General features: G+C 67.1%; 16 protein-coding genes. All 16 read right to left on the bottom strand.

What is annotated here, in order from left to right; translation table 11 throughout:
• Positions 1 to 140 precede the first annotated feature (140 nt).
• Complete coding sequence (gene rpsO, locus ACO06P_RS14705) at positions 141 to 410, bottom strand: 30S ribosomal protein S15 (RefSeq protein ID WP_420345985.1); 270 nt, start codon at positions 408 to 410, stop codon at positions 141 to 143.
• A gap of 17 nt (positions 411 to 427) precedes the next feature.
• A complete protein-coding gene (gene truB / locus ACO06P_RS14700) occupies positions 428 to 1,354 on the bottom strand; it encodes a tRNA pseudouridine(55) synthase TruB (protein WP_420345984.1) in 927 nt (308 codons plus the stop codon).
• A complete protein-coding gene (rbfA, locus tag ACO06P_RS14695; protein WP_420345983.1) occupies positions 1,344 to 1,853 on the bottom strand; it encodes a 30S ribosome-binding factor RbfA in 510 nt (169 codons plus the stop codon). The genes truB and rbfA overlap by 11 nt, the downstream gene beginning before the upstream one ends.
• Positions 1,854 to 1,923: 70 nt before the next feature.
• Entirely contained in the window at positions 1,924 to 4,512 is a 2,589-nt protein-coding gene (gene infB, locus ACO06P_RS14690; RefSeq protein WP_420345982.1) for a translation initiation factor IF-2, read from the bottom strand.
• 5 nt (positions 4,513 to 4,517) lie between these two features.
• The gene (locus tag ACO06P_RS14685; RefSeq protein ID WP_420345981.1) at positions 4,518 to 5,213 is read right to left on the bottom strand and encodes an RNA-binding protein; all 696 of its coding nucleotides are present in this window, start codon (positions 5,211 to 5,213) and stop codon (positions 4,518 to 4,520) included.
• Between the two features lie 28 nt (positions 5,214 to 5,241).
• On the bottom strand, positions 5,242 to 6,912 hold the full coding sequence (nusA, locus tag ACO06P_RS14680) for a transcription termination factor NusA (protein WP_420345980.1): 1,671 nt from the start codon (positions 6,910 to 6,912) through the stop codon (positions 5,242 to 5,244).
• Positions 6,913 to 6,980: 68 nt separating this feature from the next.
• Entirely contained in the window at positions 6,981 to 7,472 is a 492-nt protein-coding gene (gene rimP / locus ACO06P_RS14675) for a ribosome maturation factor RimP (protein ID WP_421938203.1), read from the bottom strand.
• Positions 7,473 to 7,753: 281 nt separating this feature from the next.
• Positions 7,754 to 8,473 carry a tRNA (guanine(46)-N(7))-methyltransferase TrmB gene (gene trmB, locus ACO06P_RS14670; RefSeq protein ID WP_420345978.1) on the bottom strand — a complete coding sequence of 240 codons (720 nt, stop codon included), beginning with the start codon at positions 8,471 to 8,473 and terminating at the stop codon, positions 7,754 to 7,756.
• A gap of 54 nt (positions 8,474 to 8,527) precedes the next feature.
• Complete coding sequence (gene metK / locus ACO06P_RS14665) at positions 8,528 to 9,700, bottom strand: methionine adenosyltransferase (protein ID WP_420345977.1); 1,173 nt, start codon at positions 9,698 to 9,700, stop codon at positions 8,528 to 8,530.
• A gap of 193 nt (positions 9,701 to 9,893) precedes the next feature.
• Positions 9,894 to 10,361, bottom strand: coding sequence for a helix-turn-helix domain-containing protein (locus ACO06P_RS14660; protein ID WP_420345976.1), 468 nt, complete (start codon positions 10,359 to 10,361; stop codon positions 9,894 to 9,896).
• A gap of 106 nt (positions 10,362 to 10,467) precedes the next feature.
• Positions 10,468 to 12,081, bottom strand: coding sequence for an apolipoprotein N-acyltransferase (lnt, locus tag ACO06P_RS14655; protein ID WP_420345975.1), 1,614 nt, complete (start codon positions 12,079 to 12,081; stop codon positions 10,468 to 10,470).
• Positions 12,071 to 13,003, bottom strand: a complete 933-nt coding sequence (locus ACO06P_RS14650) for a hemolysin family protein (RefSeq protein WP_420345974.1) — start codon at positions 13,001 to 13,003, stop codon at positions 12,071 to 12,073. The genes lnt and ACO06P_RS14650 overlap by 11 nt, the downstream gene beginning before the upstream one ends.
• Before the next feature lie 3 nt (positions 13,004 to 13,006).
• Complete coding sequence (gene ybeY, locus ACO06P_RS14645) at positions 13,007 to 13,678, bottom strand: rRNA maturation RNase YbeY (protein WP_420345973.1); 672 nt, start codon at positions 13,676 to 13,678, stop codon at positions 13,007 to 13,009.
• Positions 13,679 to 13,752: 74 nt separating this feature from the next.
• A complete protein-coding gene (locus ACO06P_RS14640) occupies positions 13,753 to 14,799 on the bottom strand; it encodes a PhoH family protein (protein ID WP_420345972.1) in 1,047 nt (348 codons plus the stop codon).
• The gene (miaB, locus tag ACO06P_RS14635; RefSeq protein WP_420349644.1) at positions 14,796 to 16,208 is read right to left on the bottom strand and encodes a tRNA (N6-isopentenyl adenosine(37)-C2)-methylthiotransferase MiaB; all 1,413 of its coding nucleotides are present in this window, start codon (positions 16,206 to 16,208) and stop codon (positions 14,796 to 14,798) included. The genes ACO06P_RS14640 and miaB overlap by 4 nt, the downstream gene beginning before the upstream one ends.
• Positions 16,209 to 16,403: 195 nt before the next feature.
• Positions 16,404 to 17,228 (bottom strand): lysophospholipid acyltransferase family protein, encoded by an 825-nt coding sequence (locus tag ACO06P_RS14630; protein WP_420345971.1) that lies wholly within the window; start codon positions 17,226 to 17,228, stop codon positions 16,404 to 16,406.

Raw genomic sequence — 17,228 nt, 5'->3', positions numbered from 1 at the left:
AAGAGCCATCGTGCCGGCGTTGTCACGATGTCACTTGCACTCATCTGTACTCTTCGCCCGCGCCGGCGCCGCTGAATGCCGCGATCCTCGAAGGACAGCGGCAATCCGGCGGCGCGGAACGCGGTCATGATGGGCCCGCCTTAGCGGCGCAGGCCCAGGCGTTGGATCAGGCCCTCGTAACGCGCCTTGTCCTTGGCCTTAACGTAGTCCAGCAGGCGCCGGCGCTGGCCGACCATGACCAGCAGGCCGCGACGCGAGTGGAAGTCCTTTTTGTGGGTCTTCAGATGGTCGGTCAGGTTCACGATACGCTCGGTGAGGATCGCAACCTGAACTTCCGGCGACCCGGTGTCGCCCGTGTGGGTCCCATACTCTTCGATCAGCGCGGTCTTGCGCTCGGCAGTGATCGACATCGTCTGTCTCCGTAACTCTAAAGATTCAAAACCCGAACCGGATGAATGCCGCCGGCTTCGTAACGGGCCAGGGCCACCGGCTTGCCGCCAGAGGTGGCGAAGACGATGGCTCCGTTCCTGAGGTCACGAATGCGGTCGCGGTGGGCGCGTGCCACCATGGACACGGCCTGCCCGCAGCGCAGGCGGTTCGCCTCGGTTTCGGACAAGGCCAGCGCCGGGATGTCGTCCAGCGCGGTCTCAACCGGGAGCACCTGCTCCAAGGCGGCGGGACTATGCCCCATGGATTCCAAAGATTCCAGCGAAATCGCGTCGTCTTCGGTAAACGGACCTACGGTTAATCGCCGGAGGTCGGTGATATGGGCGACGGTGCCGGTGGCGCGCCCCAGGTCGCGGGCAAGCGAGCGCATGTAGGTGCCCTTGCCGCAGACCACCTCGAACACGGCGTGGTCGCGATCGGGCAGCTCCTTCAGGGTCAGCTTGTACACCGTCACCGTGCGGGCCTTCAGCTCAAAGTCCGCCTGGGCGCGGGCCAGGTCGTAGGCGCGCCGACCCCCCACCTTGATGGCCGAATAGAGCGGCGGGATCTGCTCGATCTCGCCGGTGAAATCGGGCAGAACGGCCTCGATCGCCGCAATCTCCGGACGCCGGTCGGACTCTTCGATCACCGCCCCCTCGGCGTCGTCGGTCTCCGTCGCCTGGCCCCAGCGCAGGGTGAAGCGATAGGACTTTCGTCCATCCATGACATAAGAGACCGTCTTGGTCGCCTCGCCCATTGCAATGGGCAGCAGACCCGTGGCCAGCGGGTCCAGGGTGCCGCCGTGGCCGACCTTGCGCGGCCTGAGGATGCGCCGCACACGGCCCACAACCTGGGTCGAGGTGATGCCCAGCGGCTTGTCGACCACCAACCAGCCGTTGACCGCCTGGGCCTGCCCCTTAGCGGCCATCGTCCTCATCGCCGTTGTCCGGAGCGCTGCTATCCGGGCCGCTGCTATCCGGGTTAGTGCTCTCCGGGCCATTGGTATCCTGGCCGACGTCGCGGGAAACCCGCGGATTGTGCAGCAGGGCGTTGATCTTCTGCGCTTCGTCGAAGCTGCTGTCGGCCTGGAAGGACAGCCGCGGCATGTGCCGCAGATGAACCTCGCGCCCCAACTGGCCGCGCAAAAAGGCGCTGGCGCGGTTGAGCGCTGCGAGGGCCTCGGCGCTGTCGCCGCCGCCGAGCGGGACGACGAAGGCCGTGGCGTTCTTCAGATCGGGGCTGATCCGCACCTCGGTCACGGTCAGGCTGAGATCGCTCAGCACCGGGTCGTGCAGGTCGCCCCGCGCCAGAATGCGCGACAGCGCGTGGCGCAGCTCCTCGCCGACCCGCAGCTGGCGCTGGCTGGGGGCGCGCTGGCCCGATGATTGAGCGCGGCCGCGCCTGGATTGGTGTCGCTGTGCAGCCATGGCCTTTACCGGCTCTTCGCCCGCAGCGGGCCGCCGCCCCCGGTCCTAGCACCGGGGGGCGGCGCAAACGCTAAAGGGCGCGGGCCACCTCTTGGATCTCGTAGCACTCGATCTGATCGTTCACCTGGATGTCGGTGTAGTTCTCGAAGGCCATACCGCACTCATAGCCTTCCTTCACTTCCCGCACCTCATCCTTGAAGCGCCGCAGCGTCTTCAGCGTGCCGTCGTGGATCACCACGTTGTCGCGCAGCAGCCGCACCTTGGCGCCACGCTTGACCTGGCCTTCGGTGATCATGCAGCCCGCCACCTTGCCGACCTTGGAGTTGGAAAACACCTGGCGGATCTCGGCGTAGCCCAGGAACTGTTCCTGCTGCTTGGGCGCCAGCAGGCCGCTGAGCGCCGCCCTCACGTCGTCCACCACGTCGTAGATGATGGAATAGTAGCGGATATCGACGGAGTCCCGGCGGGCCAGTTCGCGGGCCTGCGGGTTGGCGCGCACGTTGAAGGCGACGATGATGGCGCCGGTCGCGCCGGCCAGGGTGACGTCGGACTCGTTGATGCCGCCGACGCCGCTGTGCAGCACGCGCACCTTGACCTCTTCGTTGCCCAGCTTCTCGAAGCTGCTGACGATGGCTTCCATCGAGCCGTGCACGTCGGACTTGACGACGACCGGCAGCTCGCTGGCCTCGCCCTCCTTGATGCGGCTCATCATCTGTTCCAGGGTGCCGCGGCCCGATGCGGTGATCTCGCTCTCGCGCCGGGTCCGCTGGCGGTACTCGGCGATTTCGCGGGCCCGCCCCTCGTTCTCCATGACCGTGAAGTCATCGCCGGCAAAGGGCGTGCCGTTCAGGCCCAGCACCTCCACGGGAACCGCCGGCCCGGCATCCTTGACCTGTTCGCCGCGATCGTTCACCAGGGCGCGCACCCGGCCCCATTCGCTGCCGGCGACGAAGATATCGCCGACCTGCAGGGTGCCGCGCTGCACCAGAACGGTGGCGACCGAGCCGCGGCCACGCTCCAGCTTGGCTTCGACCACCACGCCTTCGGCGACGCGGTCGGGGTTGGCCTTCAGTTCCAGAAGCTCGGCCTGCAGCAGGATGGCTTCCTCCAGCTTGTCGAGGTTGGTTCTCTCCGTCGCGGAGACCTCGATGGCCAGGATGTCGCCGCCCATGTCTTCGACGATGAGCTCGTGCTGCAGCAGTTCCTGCTTCACCCGCGAGGAGTCGGCACCGGGTTTGTCGATCTTGTTGATCGCCACGATGATCGGAACCTCGGCAGCCTTGGCGTGGTTGATCGCCTCGACCGTCTGCTCCTTGATGCCGTCGTCGGCGGCGACCACCAGGATCACGATGTCGGTGACATTGGCCCCGCGCGAGCGCATCTCGGTGAAGGCCGCGTGGCCCGGCGTGTCGATGAAGGTGATCCGATCGCCGGAGGCAAGCCGCACCTGATAGGCGCCGATATGCTGGGTGATGCCGCCGGCCTCGCCGGAAACGACGTCGGTCGCGCGCAGCGCATCCAGCAGGGACGTCTTGCCGTGGTCGACGTGGCCCATGACGGTGACCACCGGCGGCCGCGCCTGGAGCGCCGTGGGGTCGTCGTCGGCGCCGCGCATGCCGATTTCAACGTCGGAGGCGGAGACGCGCTTGATCTTGTGGCCGAACTCCTCGACCACCAGCTCCGCCGTGTCGGCATCGATGGACTGGGTGATGGTCGCCATGACCCCCAGCTTCATCAAGGCTTTCACCACGTCGGCGCCCCGCGCGGCCATGCGGTTGGCCAGTTCCTGCACCGTGATGATTTCCGGCACCACGACCTCGCGGATGACCTTCTGCGGCGGCTGGTGCGGCTGATGGCCGGCACTGGCGCGCAGCTGCTTTTCGCGCTGACGCTTGACCGAGGCGAGGGAGCGCTGGCGCGTCTCCTGTCCGTCCAGGGCCTGGCTGATGGTCAGCTTGCCGGAGCGGCGGCGCTGTTCGCCGCGACGTCCCGGCGTCGCCTTGGGCGGGGCTGCGGGTTTGCGCTTGACGCGGCCGGCGGCGTCGTCGCTCTCGCCCGTTTTGGCCTTGGCCGCCGGCTTGGCAGCCGGGGTTGCGGCCGGCGCCGCTGCCGGTTCCGCCGGCGCGGCGGCCGAAGCCTGCTGGGCCGCGCGTTCGGCTTCTTCCTCAGCCTGGCGTTTCGCCTCTTCGGCCGCCTTGGCGCGCTCGGCTTCTTCCTCGGCCTCGCGGCGCTCCCGTTCGGCAGCGGCCAGCTTGGCCTGCTCGGCCCGGCGCTCCGCCTCCTCGGCCTCGCGCTCGCGCCGGCTCGCCTCTTCCTCCTTGGCAATCTCCAAGGCCCGCGCGCGGCTCGCCCGCTCCTCGGCGGAGAGGTGATGCTTGCTGCTCGGCTTTTCCTCGACCGTCTCGACCGGAGCGGCAGCCGCGGCCTCGGTCAGGGCTTTTTCCGCTTCCTTGCCGGTTTCGGTCACCTCTTTCATGCGGCCTGACGAACCGCGCTCGAAGGTGCGGCTGCGTTTCACCTCAACGGTGACCGCCTTGCTCCGGCCATGGCTGAAGCTCTGGCGTACCTGGCCCGTCTCAACCGTCTTCTTCAGCTGCAGCTTGCCCGGCCGGTTCAGCTTCAACGGCCTCTTGGCTTCGCTTTCCTTGCTTGTCGTCATGTCCTCTAGCGCTCACCTTCGGTCGGGCGCCCAACCCCGTTTCCTTGATCCTGACCGCCCCGCAGACCCGCAAGGCGCCCCACATCCCTCTCCAGTGCCGCCGCGAAGCGGCCCCGCATCACGCCCACATGGACCGCTGCGGACCTGCCCAGGGCAGCCCCCAAAGCCGAGGCGTCGCAGAACGACTGGACAACCGTTCCTCGACCCACCGCCTGCGCCAGCGCACGCAGCTTGTCGGTTCCGTCCGCCGCGCCGTCTTCGGCTTGCAGCAGCAGCCCGACCCGGTCCGCCTTCAGCGCCGCCTTGACCTTCTCATAGCCGACCACGACAGAACCTGCCCGCCGCGCCAGCCCAAGCTGATCGAGACACCGCCGCAGGGCCAAGAGCTCGACTTGCTCGACAAGATCGGAAGGCACACGAAGCTGCCTTTTCGCCGCCCTGGCAAAAAGGTTCTTTTTGCACGCCTTTTCCATCATATCGCGGCGCGGCTGCAACCACAAACCCCTGCCGGGCAGACGCTCGGCGAGATCCGGAACGACCTGACCGTCGGGATCGACCGCAAAGCGCAGCAGCTCCGCCTTGGGCAGGACGGCACCACTGGCCAGACAACGCCGCAGCGGCTGCCGCGGCGCCTTGGCGGTGGCGCCCGCGCCGCCCGCAGGGCGGCGGCTGTGCTTGCTTTCGGCGGTCGTTGCCAACATGCCTCCTTCGCTTAAACCCTTCAGCCGCTTAGCTTTCCGGCTGATTCTCTGCCTGGCTCTCTGCCTGGCTCTCTGGCTGACTCTCCGCCTCGGCGGCCCCTGGTGCGTCTTCCGGGGCGCCCTCCTCGTCCTCGAACCAGTGGGCACGGGCAGCCATGATGATGCCGTTGGCCTGGTCCTGGGTCATGGGGCTGCCGGCCAGCACCTCCTCGACCTCCTTTTCGGACAGGCTGTTCATCCCTTCGAGGGTGGTCTCGCCCCTCAGGCTCGAAGAGGCGAAGCGCAGCTCGTCGGCCGAGAGGTCGGCGAGGTCGTCCAGGGTCAGCACGCCCAACTCGCCCAGGGTCACCAGCAGCGAGGGCGACAGGCCCTCCAGCTCGGTCAGCTCGTCGGTGACGCCCAGCTCGCGCCGGCGCTCCTCGTTGACGCGGTCCATTTCCTCGAGATAGGAGCGGGCCCGGGCGCGCAGCTCTTCGGCCACTTCCTCGTCGAAACCCTCGATCTGCGCCAGTTCCTCGACCGGCACGAAGGCCACCTGCTCCAGGGCGGTGAAGCCCTCGGCCACCAAGAGGTGGGCAATCACGTCGTCGACATCAAGGGCGTCGATGAACATCTGGGAGCGGGCGCGGAACTCGTCCTGGCGGCGGCGCGATTCCGTCTCTTCGGTCATGATGTCGATGTCCCAGCCGGTGAGGATCGAGGCCAGGCGAACGTTCTGGCCGCGCCGGCCGATCGCCAGAGACAGCTGATCGTCGGGGACCACCACTTCGATGCGGCCCTGGTCCTCGTCCAGCACCACCTTGCTCACCTCCGCCGGAGCCAGGGCGTTGACCACGAAGGTCGCCGTGTCCTCCGACCAGGGGATGATGTCGATCTTCTCGCCCTGGAGCTCGCTGACCACCGCCTGCACCCGGCTGCCGCGCATGCCCACGCAGGCGCCCACCGGATCGATGGAGGAATCGTAGGAAATCACGGCGATCTTGGCGCGGCTGCCGGGATCGCGGGCCACGGCCTTCAGTTCGATGATCCCGTCATAGATTTCAGGCACTTCCTGGGCGAAGAGCTTGGCCATGAATTGCGGATGGCTGCGCGATACGAAGATCTGCGGGCCGCGCTGCTCTTCGCGCACGTCGTAGATGTAGCCGCGCACCCGGTCGCCGGTACGGAAGGATTCCCGCGGCAGCGTCTCGTCGCGGCGCATCAGCGCCTCGGCGCGGCCGAGGTCGATGGTCACGTTTCCGAACTCGTTGCGCTTGACGATGCCGTTCACCACCTCGCCGACACGGTCCTGGTACTCGTCGTACTGGCGCTTGCGCTCGGCTTCGCGGACCTTCTGGACGATGACCTGCTTGGCGGTCTGCGCGGCGATGCGCCCGAGATCGATCGGCGGCAGCTCCTCGATGATGAAGTCGCCGGGGCCGACACCGTCCTGGCGCGCCTGGGCGTCCTTGGTCAGGATCTGCGTGAACTCGTTCTCGACCTCGTCGGTCACTTCGCGGTAGCGGCGCAGGCGGACCTCGCCGGATTTGCGGTCGATTTCGGCGCGGATGTCATGCTCGTGACCGTACTTGGCCCGGCCCGCTTTGGAGATGGCTTGCTCCATCGCCTCAAGAACTTCGTCCCGCTCGATAGACTTCTCGCGGGCCACGGCATCGGCGACCTGAAGAAGCTCGGTTCGTGCAAGAGCGCTGGTATCCATCGCGTTTCTCAATCCCAAGATGTCTTGTCGTCAGACAGCGGCGCGCCCGCAAGCGGGCCGCGCTGTCGCTAGTTCTCTTTCGCCACGGCCTCACCGGCCGCCGGGCTGTCTATCGGCATATCCGGATGCGCGGGCTGCCGGCTGGCCGCGATCAGCTCGTCGGTCAGCACCAGCTTCGCCTTGTGCAGGGCGGCAAAGGGCAAGGCCACCTCGCCCTCCTCGCAGTCCAGCACCACGGATTCGCCGCGGGTTCCCAGCAGACGGCCGGAGAAGCGCCGGCGCCCGTCGATCGGATTGACCATCTCCACCCGGCCCTCAAAGCCGGCAAAACGGTCGAAATCCGCCAGCCGCGTGAGCGGCCGGTCGATCCCCGGAGAACTCACCTCGAGGGTGTAGGCCGACTCGATCGGGTCCTCGACGTCCAGGATCGCCGCCACAGCGCGGCTCACCTCGGCACAGTCGTCGACGTTCATGCCGCCGTCGGTCTGGCGTTCAGCCATGATCTGCAGACGCAGACGCTCGCCGCCGGACAGCAGAACCCGCACGATGTCGTAGCCCATCGCCTGCAACGCAGGGGCGATCAGGGCTTCGACCTCTGCAGCCTTGCCTTCGCTGGTCTTGGCCAGCCCAGAGGAGGCCGGTTCCAAGGCCTGGGGCACTGCCCACTCTCCCATCGACGTGATGCTCGAACAAAAAAGGGCGGGCCAGAGGCCCACCGCTCGGTAGCCCGACGATCCCTGTTACTCCGGTACCGCCACTTTGACAGAGCCGGACTTTACGCCCGGAACCCGCAGCCCGCAAGGCATTTCTCCGCCCTGCGGCCGCCTGACGGCCGACCGCTTTAGGGGTCGGTCGGCACCGACTGGCGGGGCTTTCGGCGGAAGCGCAGAAAGGCCGGACGGCGCCCCGCCGCGACGGCCTTCTGCTCGTAACGGGTGGCCGGCCAGTCGTCCGGGCGGTAACGCCAGTCCGCCGGGCCCCTGACCTGCCACCGCAGCGCCGGGTGGGCGGTCAGCCGCTGCAGCGCCCAGGCCAGATATCCCGGATCGTCGCTGGCGAAGCGCAGCTCGCCACCGTCTTTCAGGAGACGGACCAGCAGGTCGACCGTCGGCGTCTGGATGAGACGGCGCTTGTGATGGCGGCGCTTGGGCCAGGGATCGGGAAACAGGATGAAAATCTTGTCGAACAGCGCATCCGGCAGGCACTCCATAAGGTCCCGCGCATCGCCGATGTACAGCTTCAGACGCGGCGGCGGCTCCGCCGGCAGTTGATCGAGCAGGCTGGCGACGCCGGTGATGAAGTATTCGGCTGCGACAAAGCCGGCATCCGGGTGCCGCGCCATCTGCCAGGCCAGGTGCTCGCCGCCGCCGAAGCCGACCTCCAGAAACAAGCGGTCCGGCAAGGGGTCGAAAAGGGCCTCGGCAGGCAACCGGCCCGGCGGATCGGGAAGCGCGATCTGCAGCGCCGGCAGGCGCGCTTCGAGAAGCGCCCGGCGCCCGGCGCGCAGAGGACGCCCCTGACGGCGGCCATAGAGATTGCGCCGCTGTCCGTCCCGCGACATCGCCCGCCCCCTCGACGGCGTCAGATCCGCAGCGGCGGACGCCCGCGAAGAGCCCTAAAGGCCGAGGGCACCGCGCAGCGGTTCGACGAGGTCGGTGCGCTCCCAGGAAAAGCCGCCGTCGGCATCGGGCGCGCGCCCGAAGTGGCCGTAAGCGGCGGTCCGGGCATAGATCGGGCGCGACAGCGAGAGATGCTCGCGGATGCCGCGCGGCGAAAGATCCATCAGGTCCTGCAGCGCCTTGGAAAGCTTCGCCTCGTCAACCTTGGCCGTACCCTGGCCGTCGACATAGACTGACAGCGGTTTGGAAACGCCGATGGCGTAGGAGAGCTGGATCACGCAGCGCTCGGCGAGGTCGGCGGCCACCACGTTCTTGGCCAGATAGCGCGCGGCGTAAGCCGCCGAGCGGTCGACCTTGGTGGGATCCTTGCCCGAAAAGGCGCCGCCGCCGTGCGGGGCCGCGCCGCCGTAGGTGTCGACGATGATCTTGCGGCCGGTCAGGCCCGCATCGCCGTCCGGTCCGCCGATCACGAAGCGGCCGGTGGGATTGACGTAGAAATCCTCCTCCGCGCACATCCAGCCTTCCGGAAGCACGTTGACGACGTGGGGGCGGACGATCTCGCGCACCTGGTCCTGATCCAGGTCTTCGCTGTGCTGGGTGGACACCACCACGGAGGTGGCGCGCACCGGTTTGCCTTCCACGTACTCCAAGGTGACCTGGCTCTTGGCGTCCGGAAGCAGGCCGGGCTCCGCGCCCGAATGGCGCGCCTCGGCCAGGGATCGCAGAATGTTGTGGGAGAGGTAGATCGGAGCGGGCATGAGTTCTTCGGTTTCACGACAGGCGTAGCCGAACATGATGCCCTGGTCGCCGGCGCCCTCGTCCTTGTTGCCGGCGGCATCGACGCCCTGGGCGATATCGGCCGACTGTTCGTGGATGAAGTTCTCCACCGTCATGCGCTCCCAATGGAAGCCGTCCTGTTCGTAACCGATTTCCTTGACCGCGTGGCGGGCGACCTGCTCGATCAGATCGCCGGTCACCGCCGCCGGTCCGCGCACCTCCCCGGCAAGAACAACGCGGTTTGTCGTGGACAGCGTTTCAACGGCAACGCGAGAATGCGGATCGTGAGTCAGAAAGGTGTCGACGATGGCGTCGGAGATCCGGTCGCAGACCTTGTCCGGGTGACCTTCCGAAACCGACTCGCTGGTGAAGAGATAGCTGCCGTTGCGCACCGTATATTGCTCCCGCTCGTTGCGGCCTTAAGACCATTTCAGCCCGCTGGGAATAACGATGCCGTAAGGCAATTGCAAGAGGCCAAGCTGAAGCATGGCGGCAGCGCCGCGCCCGCTGCACGGCATGGTGAAAGCAAAGAGCGTGGTGATTGCGCCGCCTGACAGGCTGCATGACAGGCCGCCCGACAGAACGTCAGTCGTCTTCGCGCGCAGGGTCCTTGCTGGCTGCTGCGGCCAGGGCTTTGGTCATCTCAAAGAGACGCTTGCGCACACTGGGATCTTCGATCTTGTAGTAGGCCCGTACCAGTTCCAGGGTCTCGCGCTTCACAAGAGGATCGAGTTCCTGTTCGGGCGGCTGGGTCACACCGGGCCTTTGCGCCGGCGAGCTCGCGGCGACGTCGCTGGGCATCTCGTCAAAGAAGAAGCCCACCGGCACGTCGAGAACGCGCGACAAGTCGAACAGACGGCTTGCGCCCACACGGTTCGCCCCGCGCTCGTATTTTTGGACCTGCTGGAACGTCAGCCCGATCGCTTCACCGAGCTTTTCCTGACTCATGCCGAGGAGCGTTCGCCGAAGACGAACCCGACCCCCCACATGCACATCGACCGGATTTGGCCCGCCTGTCCGGCGGTCACCCAGCGCCGCACCCTGTCGCGCCATTCGCACCTTACCTTAGTTTCAGGAATCAACAGAACCGTAGGACTTTAGGCATACGCCTGTATGCCAACAGCCGGTTGATTCGTCAAGTGCTCTATGTCTTAGTCGGTTAGACGAAACGCCGCAACACAAATATAACACAAGTAGATAGAAACAATTCTACCAAGTAGAGCCAATTACCCGCATGGGAATAAATGGTTCGAGCTTTAGCAGCCTCGGGTAGTTCTGTGTCAATAATACCTCGATCATTGAGATTAATTTGATCGAGAATTCGACCGTAAGAGTCCACGACTGCCGAAATACCGTTATTGGCCACACGAATGAGAGGTATTCCTTCTTCGACTGCGCGCATTCGTGCAGAGGCGAAGTGTTGATGAGGACCGCTGGAGTCGCCGAACCAGGCATCATTGGTCACATTCAAGAGCCAGCGCGGCGAGACCTTGCCGGCAGCTTCGCCGGCTTTCGCCTCCGGGGCGGTGACCTTGCCCGGAAAAATGATCTCGTAGCAGATCAGCGGGCTGAAGGCGGGCAGTCCGGGCAGGTCGATGGTCTTCAGACCGGTGCCGGGCGAAAAGTCCCGGCTGCCTGCGGTCAGCTTCGCGAGGCCGAGCAGGTCGCGCAGCGGCGTGTACTCGCCAAAAGGCACCAGATGCACCTTGTCGAAGGTCGCGGCGATCCGACCGCCGTCGTCGAGTGCGTAGAGGGAATTCCAGATCTGCCCTTCGGGCTTGTCCGCTTCGACCCGGAGCGCGCCGGCGATCAGGAAGCCGCCGGGCGGCACCACGGCGGCGAGTTCGCGCTGCAGAACCGGCTCGGCAGACAGCAGATAGGGAATCGCGGTCTCGGCCCAGATGATGTGGGTGCGGTCCTCGAAGCCCGGAGCCAGGGACATGCGCATCTGGTTGCGCACATGTTCGGGGCGCAGATCGCGGCGCCATTTCAGGTGCTGGGGAATGCTGGGCTGCACCAGGCGCAGCCGCACCTCCTCGACCTTGTCCGTCCCCGCCGCCGGCGCGCCGGCCAGGCGCCAGGCACCGTACCCCCAGGAGAGGGCGGGCAGCAGCAGCGCGACGGCGACAAAGCCCCAGATCCGCCGGCGGCGCCCCTGCCGTTCGGCGAGCAGCGCCGGCGCTGTCGCTGCGGTTACCGTCATCAGGCTGAGCAGCCAGACGCCGCCCACTGCGGAGAGCTGGATCGCCTCTGCCGAGAAGGCCCAGACCGAGCCCATCAGGTTCCAGGGAAACCCCGTCAGCACCCAGCTGCGCAGACCTTCGCCCAGCAGCCAGGCGGTGGCAAAGCAGAGGACACGGGCGGCCCCCTTCAGCCCGCTGCGGGCTGTGATCCAGAACGCCAGGGCGGGAAACAGGGCCAGGCCCGCGGCGAGACCACCCACGGCAAAGGGCATGGCAAAGCCGAAGCGCTCCGCGTCCACCAGAAAGGCATGGCCCACCCAGTAGAGGCCGACCGCGAAGTGACCGGTCCCGAAGGCCCAGCCCAGCAGCGCCGCCTGGCGCCCCTTGGATACGCCGTCCAAAAGCCAGAAGGCGCCGACGAAGGCAGGTACCAGCAGCGGCAGAAGGTAGAGCGGCGGCATCGCCAGAGACGCGAGCCCGCCGAACAGGGCGGCAAGCCCCAGCCGGCGCCATCCGCTCAGCGCGGCCAGACGGCGCGGCCAGGGCCGGGCTTCGCCGCGCCGGCCGCGCGCGCCGGTCTCAGTCGTCATCGCCGTGACGGGCCAGACGGTCGGCGACGTTGTGAACGCGCAGGCGCTTCACCCGGCGCGGGTCGGCCTCCAGAACCTCGAAGCTGACGCCGCTGCTTTCGTGCTCCACCAGTTCGCCGCGCCCCGGCACGCGCCCGGAGAGGGAGAACAGCAGTCCGCCCAGGGTGTCGATGTCTTCCTCGCGCTCCGCGTCGGAGAGCACCGGGCCGACCTTGGCCTCAAATTCCTCGATGGTGGCCCGGGCGTCGGCAAGCAGGCTGCCGTCCGCGCGTTCGATCAGCTTCGGGCCCTCGGCGACGTCGTGCTCGTCTTCGATTTCGCCGACGATCTCTTCGACCAGATCTTCGATGGTCACCAGCCCGTCGATGCCGCCGAACTCGTCGACCACCAGCGCCATGTGTACGCGCGACAGGCGCATCTCCAGCAGCAGGTCGAGCACCCGCATGGAGGGTGCGACGACGAGAATGCGGCGCACGAGGTCGACCAGATCGAAGGTACGCTCGCCCTTCATGTAGGTCAGCACGTCCTTGATGTGGACGATGCCGACCACCTCGTCCAGGGTCTCGCGGTAGACCGGCAGGCGCGAGTGGCCGGCCTCGCTCATCACATCGATGAGCGCCTCGATGGGCGTGTCGAGATCGACCGCGACGATGTCGGCCCGCGGCACCATGACGTCATAGGCGGTGAGGTGGCGCAGCCGCAGGATGTTGGAGAGCATGACCCGCTCGTCGCTGCTGATCGGCGCGGCAACCTCCTCTTCCCCCTCGACCTCCTTGATCTCGTCGATGATCTCTTCCAGGGTCTCGCGCAGCTGGGCTTCGCTCTGCCGCGACTTCACCAGACCGCGCAGACGTTGCCACAGCCCTATGCCGTTCTGGCCGTTGCCCCGGGGACTTCGTCCGTTGCTGGAAGGTTCGGCCATGGCTCAGCTCCCGCCGCCAGAGACAGAGTGACCGGGGACGTCCTGACCCGCCGGGCCCCCGCCCGGCCCGTCCGGCGACGGCGCCCGGGGGTCCGCGGGGGTGTAGGGGTCCGCCACCCCCAGGCCGGCCAGCACGGCCACCTCCAGGGACTCCATGGCGTCGGCTTCCGCGTCGGTGGTGTGGTCGTAGCCGAGCAGGTGCAGGAAGCCGTGCACGAGCAGGTGCGTGCTGTGATCGGCGACGCTCTTGCGCTGCTCCGCGGCTTCGCGCAGCACCGTTTCACGGGCCAGCACGATATCGCCCAGCAGGCGCGGCGGCGCGCCTGCTGAGTCCCGCGCCGGCAGGGCCTCCCCCTCCATCTTCGGATCCCCGTCCATGTTCGGAAAAGACAGAACGTTGGTCGGGCCTTCGCGCCCGCGGTAGCCCTTGTTCAGCGCGGCGACAGCGTCGTCGTCGGCGAAGACCAGACTCACTTCAAGCCGACCGCCAGCCGTATTCCCGGGATCGCGCCGCGCCGCGCCCTGCAGTCCCGCCTCGATCGACCGCCGGGCTATCGCCTCCAGTCCGGCGATATGCTCTTTCCACGCCTCGTCCTGGACGATGATGGCAATCTCCAGCCGGCCCGTTCCGGTTGAAGCGTTCCCAGATGCGTCCTTGCCAGATGTTTCGTTCATTGTCTCGGCCATCGGTCCGGCGGCGTCAGCCCCTGATCCCGGGGCCCCAGACAGGGTCCCGGGGAGGGCCATTCCTATCGCTGCGGACCGAAAAGATCTCCTTCCCCGGATCTGCCGGCATCGTAAGCGGCATAGGCGCGCACAATACGGGTCACCAGAGAGTGACGCACGACATCGGCGGCGGTGAACTGGACGAAAGCGACGCCGTCCATATCGGCCAGAATACCGGCGGCTTCCCGCAGCCCGGAAGGGGCCCCCTTGGGGAGATCGATCTGCGAGAGATCGCCGGTCACCACCATGCGGCTGTTCTCCCCCAGCCGCGTCAGCGCCATCTTCATCTGCACCGGCGTGGTGTTCTGCGCTTCGTCGAGAATGATGAAGGCGTTCGACAGGGTCCGGCCCCGCATGAAGGCCAGCGGCGCCACTTCGATTTCGCCGTTCGACAGGCGGCTGGCGACCTGGGTCGCCGGCAGCATGTCGTACAGCGCGTCATAGAGCGGCCGCAGGTAGGGGTCGACCTTCTCGGTCAGATCGCCCGGCAGAAAGCCGAGCCGTTCGCCGGCTTCGACGGCCGGACGCGAGAGAATAATCCGTTCGACCGCGCCTTCGATCAGCATCGACACGGCCATCGCCGCCGCCAGGTAGGTCTTGCCGGTGCCGGCGGGGCCGATGCCGAAAACCATCTCGTGACTGCGCAGCGCCTGAACGTAGGCCTTCTGTCCCGGCGACCGCGGCGTCAGGCGCCGCTTGCGGGTCGCGATGGCGAGTTCGTCGGAGTGCACCGCCGCCGCGGCATGGTGCCCGCTCTCGTGATCGGGCGCCTGGACGGCCATGCGAATCACCGCATCGACCTCGCCATCGCCGACGTCGAGGCCCTTGCGCAGACGTTCGTAAAGCGCCGTGAGCGCCGCATTGGCCGCTTCCACCGAGTCCGCGGGGCCGGTGATCGCCAGGCGGTTGCCGCGCGAGGCGAGGCTGACGCCAAGCTGTTGTTCGATGCGCAGCAGGTTCTGATCGTGCTCGCCATAGAGCAGCGGCAGAAGACTGTTGTCATCGAACTGCAGGAAGATCGGCTCACCCTTGCGGCCCTCGGCCGCGCCGCTGAGACTGTCTGAGCTCAAGCTGAGATCCTTGCGCTTGTCGGGGCTTGTGCGGGGGCTTGTGCGGGGCCTTCTGCCAAAGAGTCGACCGCGGCGGCGACGGCTTCGGAAGGCCGGCGGTCCTCGGCCATTGCCAGGCGGCCGGACAGCGAATTGGCGGTGGCCCCATCGATCACGACATCGAGCAGGGCACCGGTCAAGCGCTGCAGCCCAACGGGAGAAACGGGCACGTGGACCGCCTGCATGTACGGACTGCGGCCGACCAGCTGGCCGGCCTTGCGTCCCGGACGTTCCAGCAGCACCGGAAGCGTCCTGCCGACGCAGGCCCGGTTGAAGGCCGTGGCCTGGGCGCCGAGAAGCTGCTGCAGCGCCGCCAGGCGTTCGGTCTTGACCTCCTCGGGAACCTGGTCGGCCTCGACCGCCGCCGGTGTGCCCGGGCGCGGGCTGTACTTGAAGGAATAGGCCTGGGCGTAGCCGACCTCGGTGACCAGGCGCAGGGTTGCGGCAAAGTCGGCATCGGTTTCGCCGGGAAAGCCGACGATGAAATCCGACGACAGCGCGATGTCGGGCCGCGCGCGCCGCAGCCGCTCGACGATGCGCAGGTAGTCATCGGCGCTGTGCTGACGGTTCATGGCGGCGAGAACCCGGTCGGAGCCCGACTGCACCGGCAGATGCAGGTAGGGCATGACCTTGGGCTCTTCGGCATGGGCGGCGATCAGGGCCTCGTCCATGTCGCGCGGGTGCGAGGTGGTGTAGCGCAGGCGGGTGATGCCCTCGATCTCCGCCACCGCCCGCAGCAGCCGGCCAAGGCCCCAGGTCGCACCGTCCCCGGCCTCGCCGTGGTAGGCGTTGACGTTCTGGCCCAGGAGGGTGATCTCCTGCGCGCCGGCCGCGGCGAGGCGCCGCGCCTCCGCCAGCACCGCCGCAACCGGACGCGAGAACTCGGCGCCGCGGGTGTAGGGGACGACGCAGAAGCTGCAGAACTTGTCGCAGCCCTCCTGGATCGACAGAAAGGCCGCCGCCCCCGGCTCGGCGCTCTCCTCCGGCAGGTGATCGAACTTCGACTCGACGGGAAAGTCTGTATCCAGATAACCGCCGGCACGCGCCGCGCGCGCCACCATCTCCGGCAGGCGATGGTAGGTCTGCGGGCCGAAGACGAGATCCACCTGAGGTGCGCGGCGCAGAATCTCTTCGCCTTCCGCCTGGGCCACGCAGCCGGCGACCGCCAGCACCATCTCGCCCCCCTCGGCGCGGCGCTCTTCCTTGAAAACGCGCAAACGGCCCAGTTCGGAGAACACCTTTTCCGAGGCTTTCTCGCGGATGTGGCAGGTATTGAGGATCACCATGTCGGCGCCGCGCGGGCTGTCGACCGGGGCATAGCCGAGCGGCGCCAGGACGTCTGCCATCCTTGTGGAATCGTAGACGTTCATCTGACAGCCGTAGGTCTTGATGAAGAGGCGTTTTTTGCGGTTCTGCGTCACACTCGTCCTGTATCTGGCCCGGCCCTGCGGCCCGGCCTTGCGGACCGTCCGCACCGGTCACAAGGCGCGGCCCAAGCCGATAGTCCCCTCAATTGTATCATATTTCGCCGCCGCGAACCCCGCCAAAGCGGCCCGGATCCACCCTCATCCCGCCTCCAGAAGGGCCGCGGGCTGCTGCGGACGCCCGGAAAGCGCCGAGGCGACACCGCCCGAGACCACGGCATGGCAATGGTCGCAGAGCGCCTTTCGCGAGCCGAAGCGCTCGATCGTCACCGCCTCGTGGAACTCCACGACCACCGTGACGTAGCCAAGACTGAGCGCGTGCCAGAGATGGGGCCCCAGGTCCATGTCGCCATACCAGGCGAAAAACGGCCTTAGATAGCGCCCCAGGGGCACGCCGTCGAGTCTCGTGTAGCTGATGGAAACCGGCTGCACGGTCAGGGCCTCCCCCCGCGGACGCCGCTCGGCCACCGACAGGAGGGCGCTCTTGAAAGGCAGAACGCCGTTGCCGTCGCCGGAGGTGCCTTCGGCGAAGAGGACCAGATCGTCACCGTCCTCCAACCGCTGGGCGATTTCGTCGCGGTGCTCGGCGGTGCGTTGGGCGCGGCGCTCGACAAAGACGGTCTCCTGCAGCCTGGCGAGCCAGGAGAAAAACGGCCAGGTGGCAACCTCTGCCTTGGCGACGAAGGAAACCTTGGCGAGGGCGCCCAGGACCTCGACATCGAGGTAGGAGACGTGATTGGCGACGAAGAGTGTCGGATGAGCCTGGGAAATCGCGCCGCGCGCCTCGATCCGAATACCCAGCACCCGGCAGGCGTGGCGATGGTACCAGTGCGGCAGCGTCTTGCGCAGCCGCCAGCGCAGGCCCACAGCAAGCCACTGCACGGGCATAACAGCGGCGGTAAAGGTGAAGTAGGCCAGCATGCGACCGACGGCGGTCATCGGCGAGCCGAAGTTCGGGGCGGTCAT

The organism is Pelagibius sp. (assembly GCF_965227505.1).
GTDB lineage: Bacteria > Pseudomonadota > Alphaproteobacteria > Kiloniellales > Kiloniellaceae > Pelagibius.
This window is presented reverse-complemented; position numbering and strand designations above follow the sequence as displayed.

Coding starts and splice junctions, on each gene's coding strand:
- rpsO (WP_420345985.1), bottom strand. CDS start 410: ATGTCGATCACTGCCGAGCGCAAGACCGCGCTGATCGAAGAGTATGGG.
- truB (WP_420345984.1), bottom strand. CDS start 1,354: ATGGCCGCTAAGGGGCAGGCCCAGGCGGTCAACGGCTGGTTGGTGGTC.
- rbfA (WP_420345983.1), bottom strand. CDS start 1,853: ATGGCTGCACAGCGACACCAATCCAGGCGCGGCCGCGCTCAATCATCG.
- infB (WP_420345982.1), bottom strand. CDS start 4,512: ATGACGACAAGCAAGGAAAGCGAAGCCAAGAGGCCGTTGAAGCTGAAC.
- ACO06P_RS14685 (WP_420345981.1), bottom strand. CDS start 5,213: ATGTTGGCAACGACCGCCGAAAGCAAGCACAGCCGCCGCCCTGCGGGC.
- nusA (WP_420345980.1), bottom strand. CDS start 6,912: ATGGATACCAGCGCTCTTGCACGAACCGAGCTTCTTCAGGTCGCCGAT.
- rimP (WP_421938203.1), bottom strand. CDS start 7,472: ATGGGCTACGACATCGTGCGGGTTCTGCTGTCCGGCGGCGAGCGTCTG.
- trmB (WP_420345978.1), bottom strand. CDS start 8,473: ATGTCGCGGGACGGACAGCGGCGCAATCTCTATGGCCGCCGTCAGGGG.
- ACO06P_RS14660 (WP_420345976.1), bottom strand. CDS start 10,361: ATGGCGCGACAGGGTGCGGCGCTGGGTGACCGCCGGACAGGCGGGCCA.
- lnt (WP_420345975.1), bottom strand. CDS start 12,081: ATGACGACTGAGACCGGCGCGCGCGGCCGGCGCGGCGAAGCCCGGCCC.
- ACO06P_RS14650 (WP_420345974.1), bottom strand. CDS start 13,003: ATGGCCGAACCTTCCAGCAACGGACGAAGTCCCCGGGGCAACGGCCAG.
- ybeY (WP_420345973.1), bottom strand. CDS start 13,678: ATGAACGAAACATCTGGCAAGGACGCATCTGGGAACGCTTCAACCGGA.
- miaB (WP_420349644.1), bottom strand. CDS start 16,208: ATGAACGTCTACGATTCCACAAGGATGGCAGACGTCCTGGCGCCGCTC.
- ACO06P_RS14630 (WP_420345971.1), bottom strand. CDS start 17,228: ATGACCGCCCCGAACTTCGGCTCGCCGATGACCGCCGTCGGTCGCATG.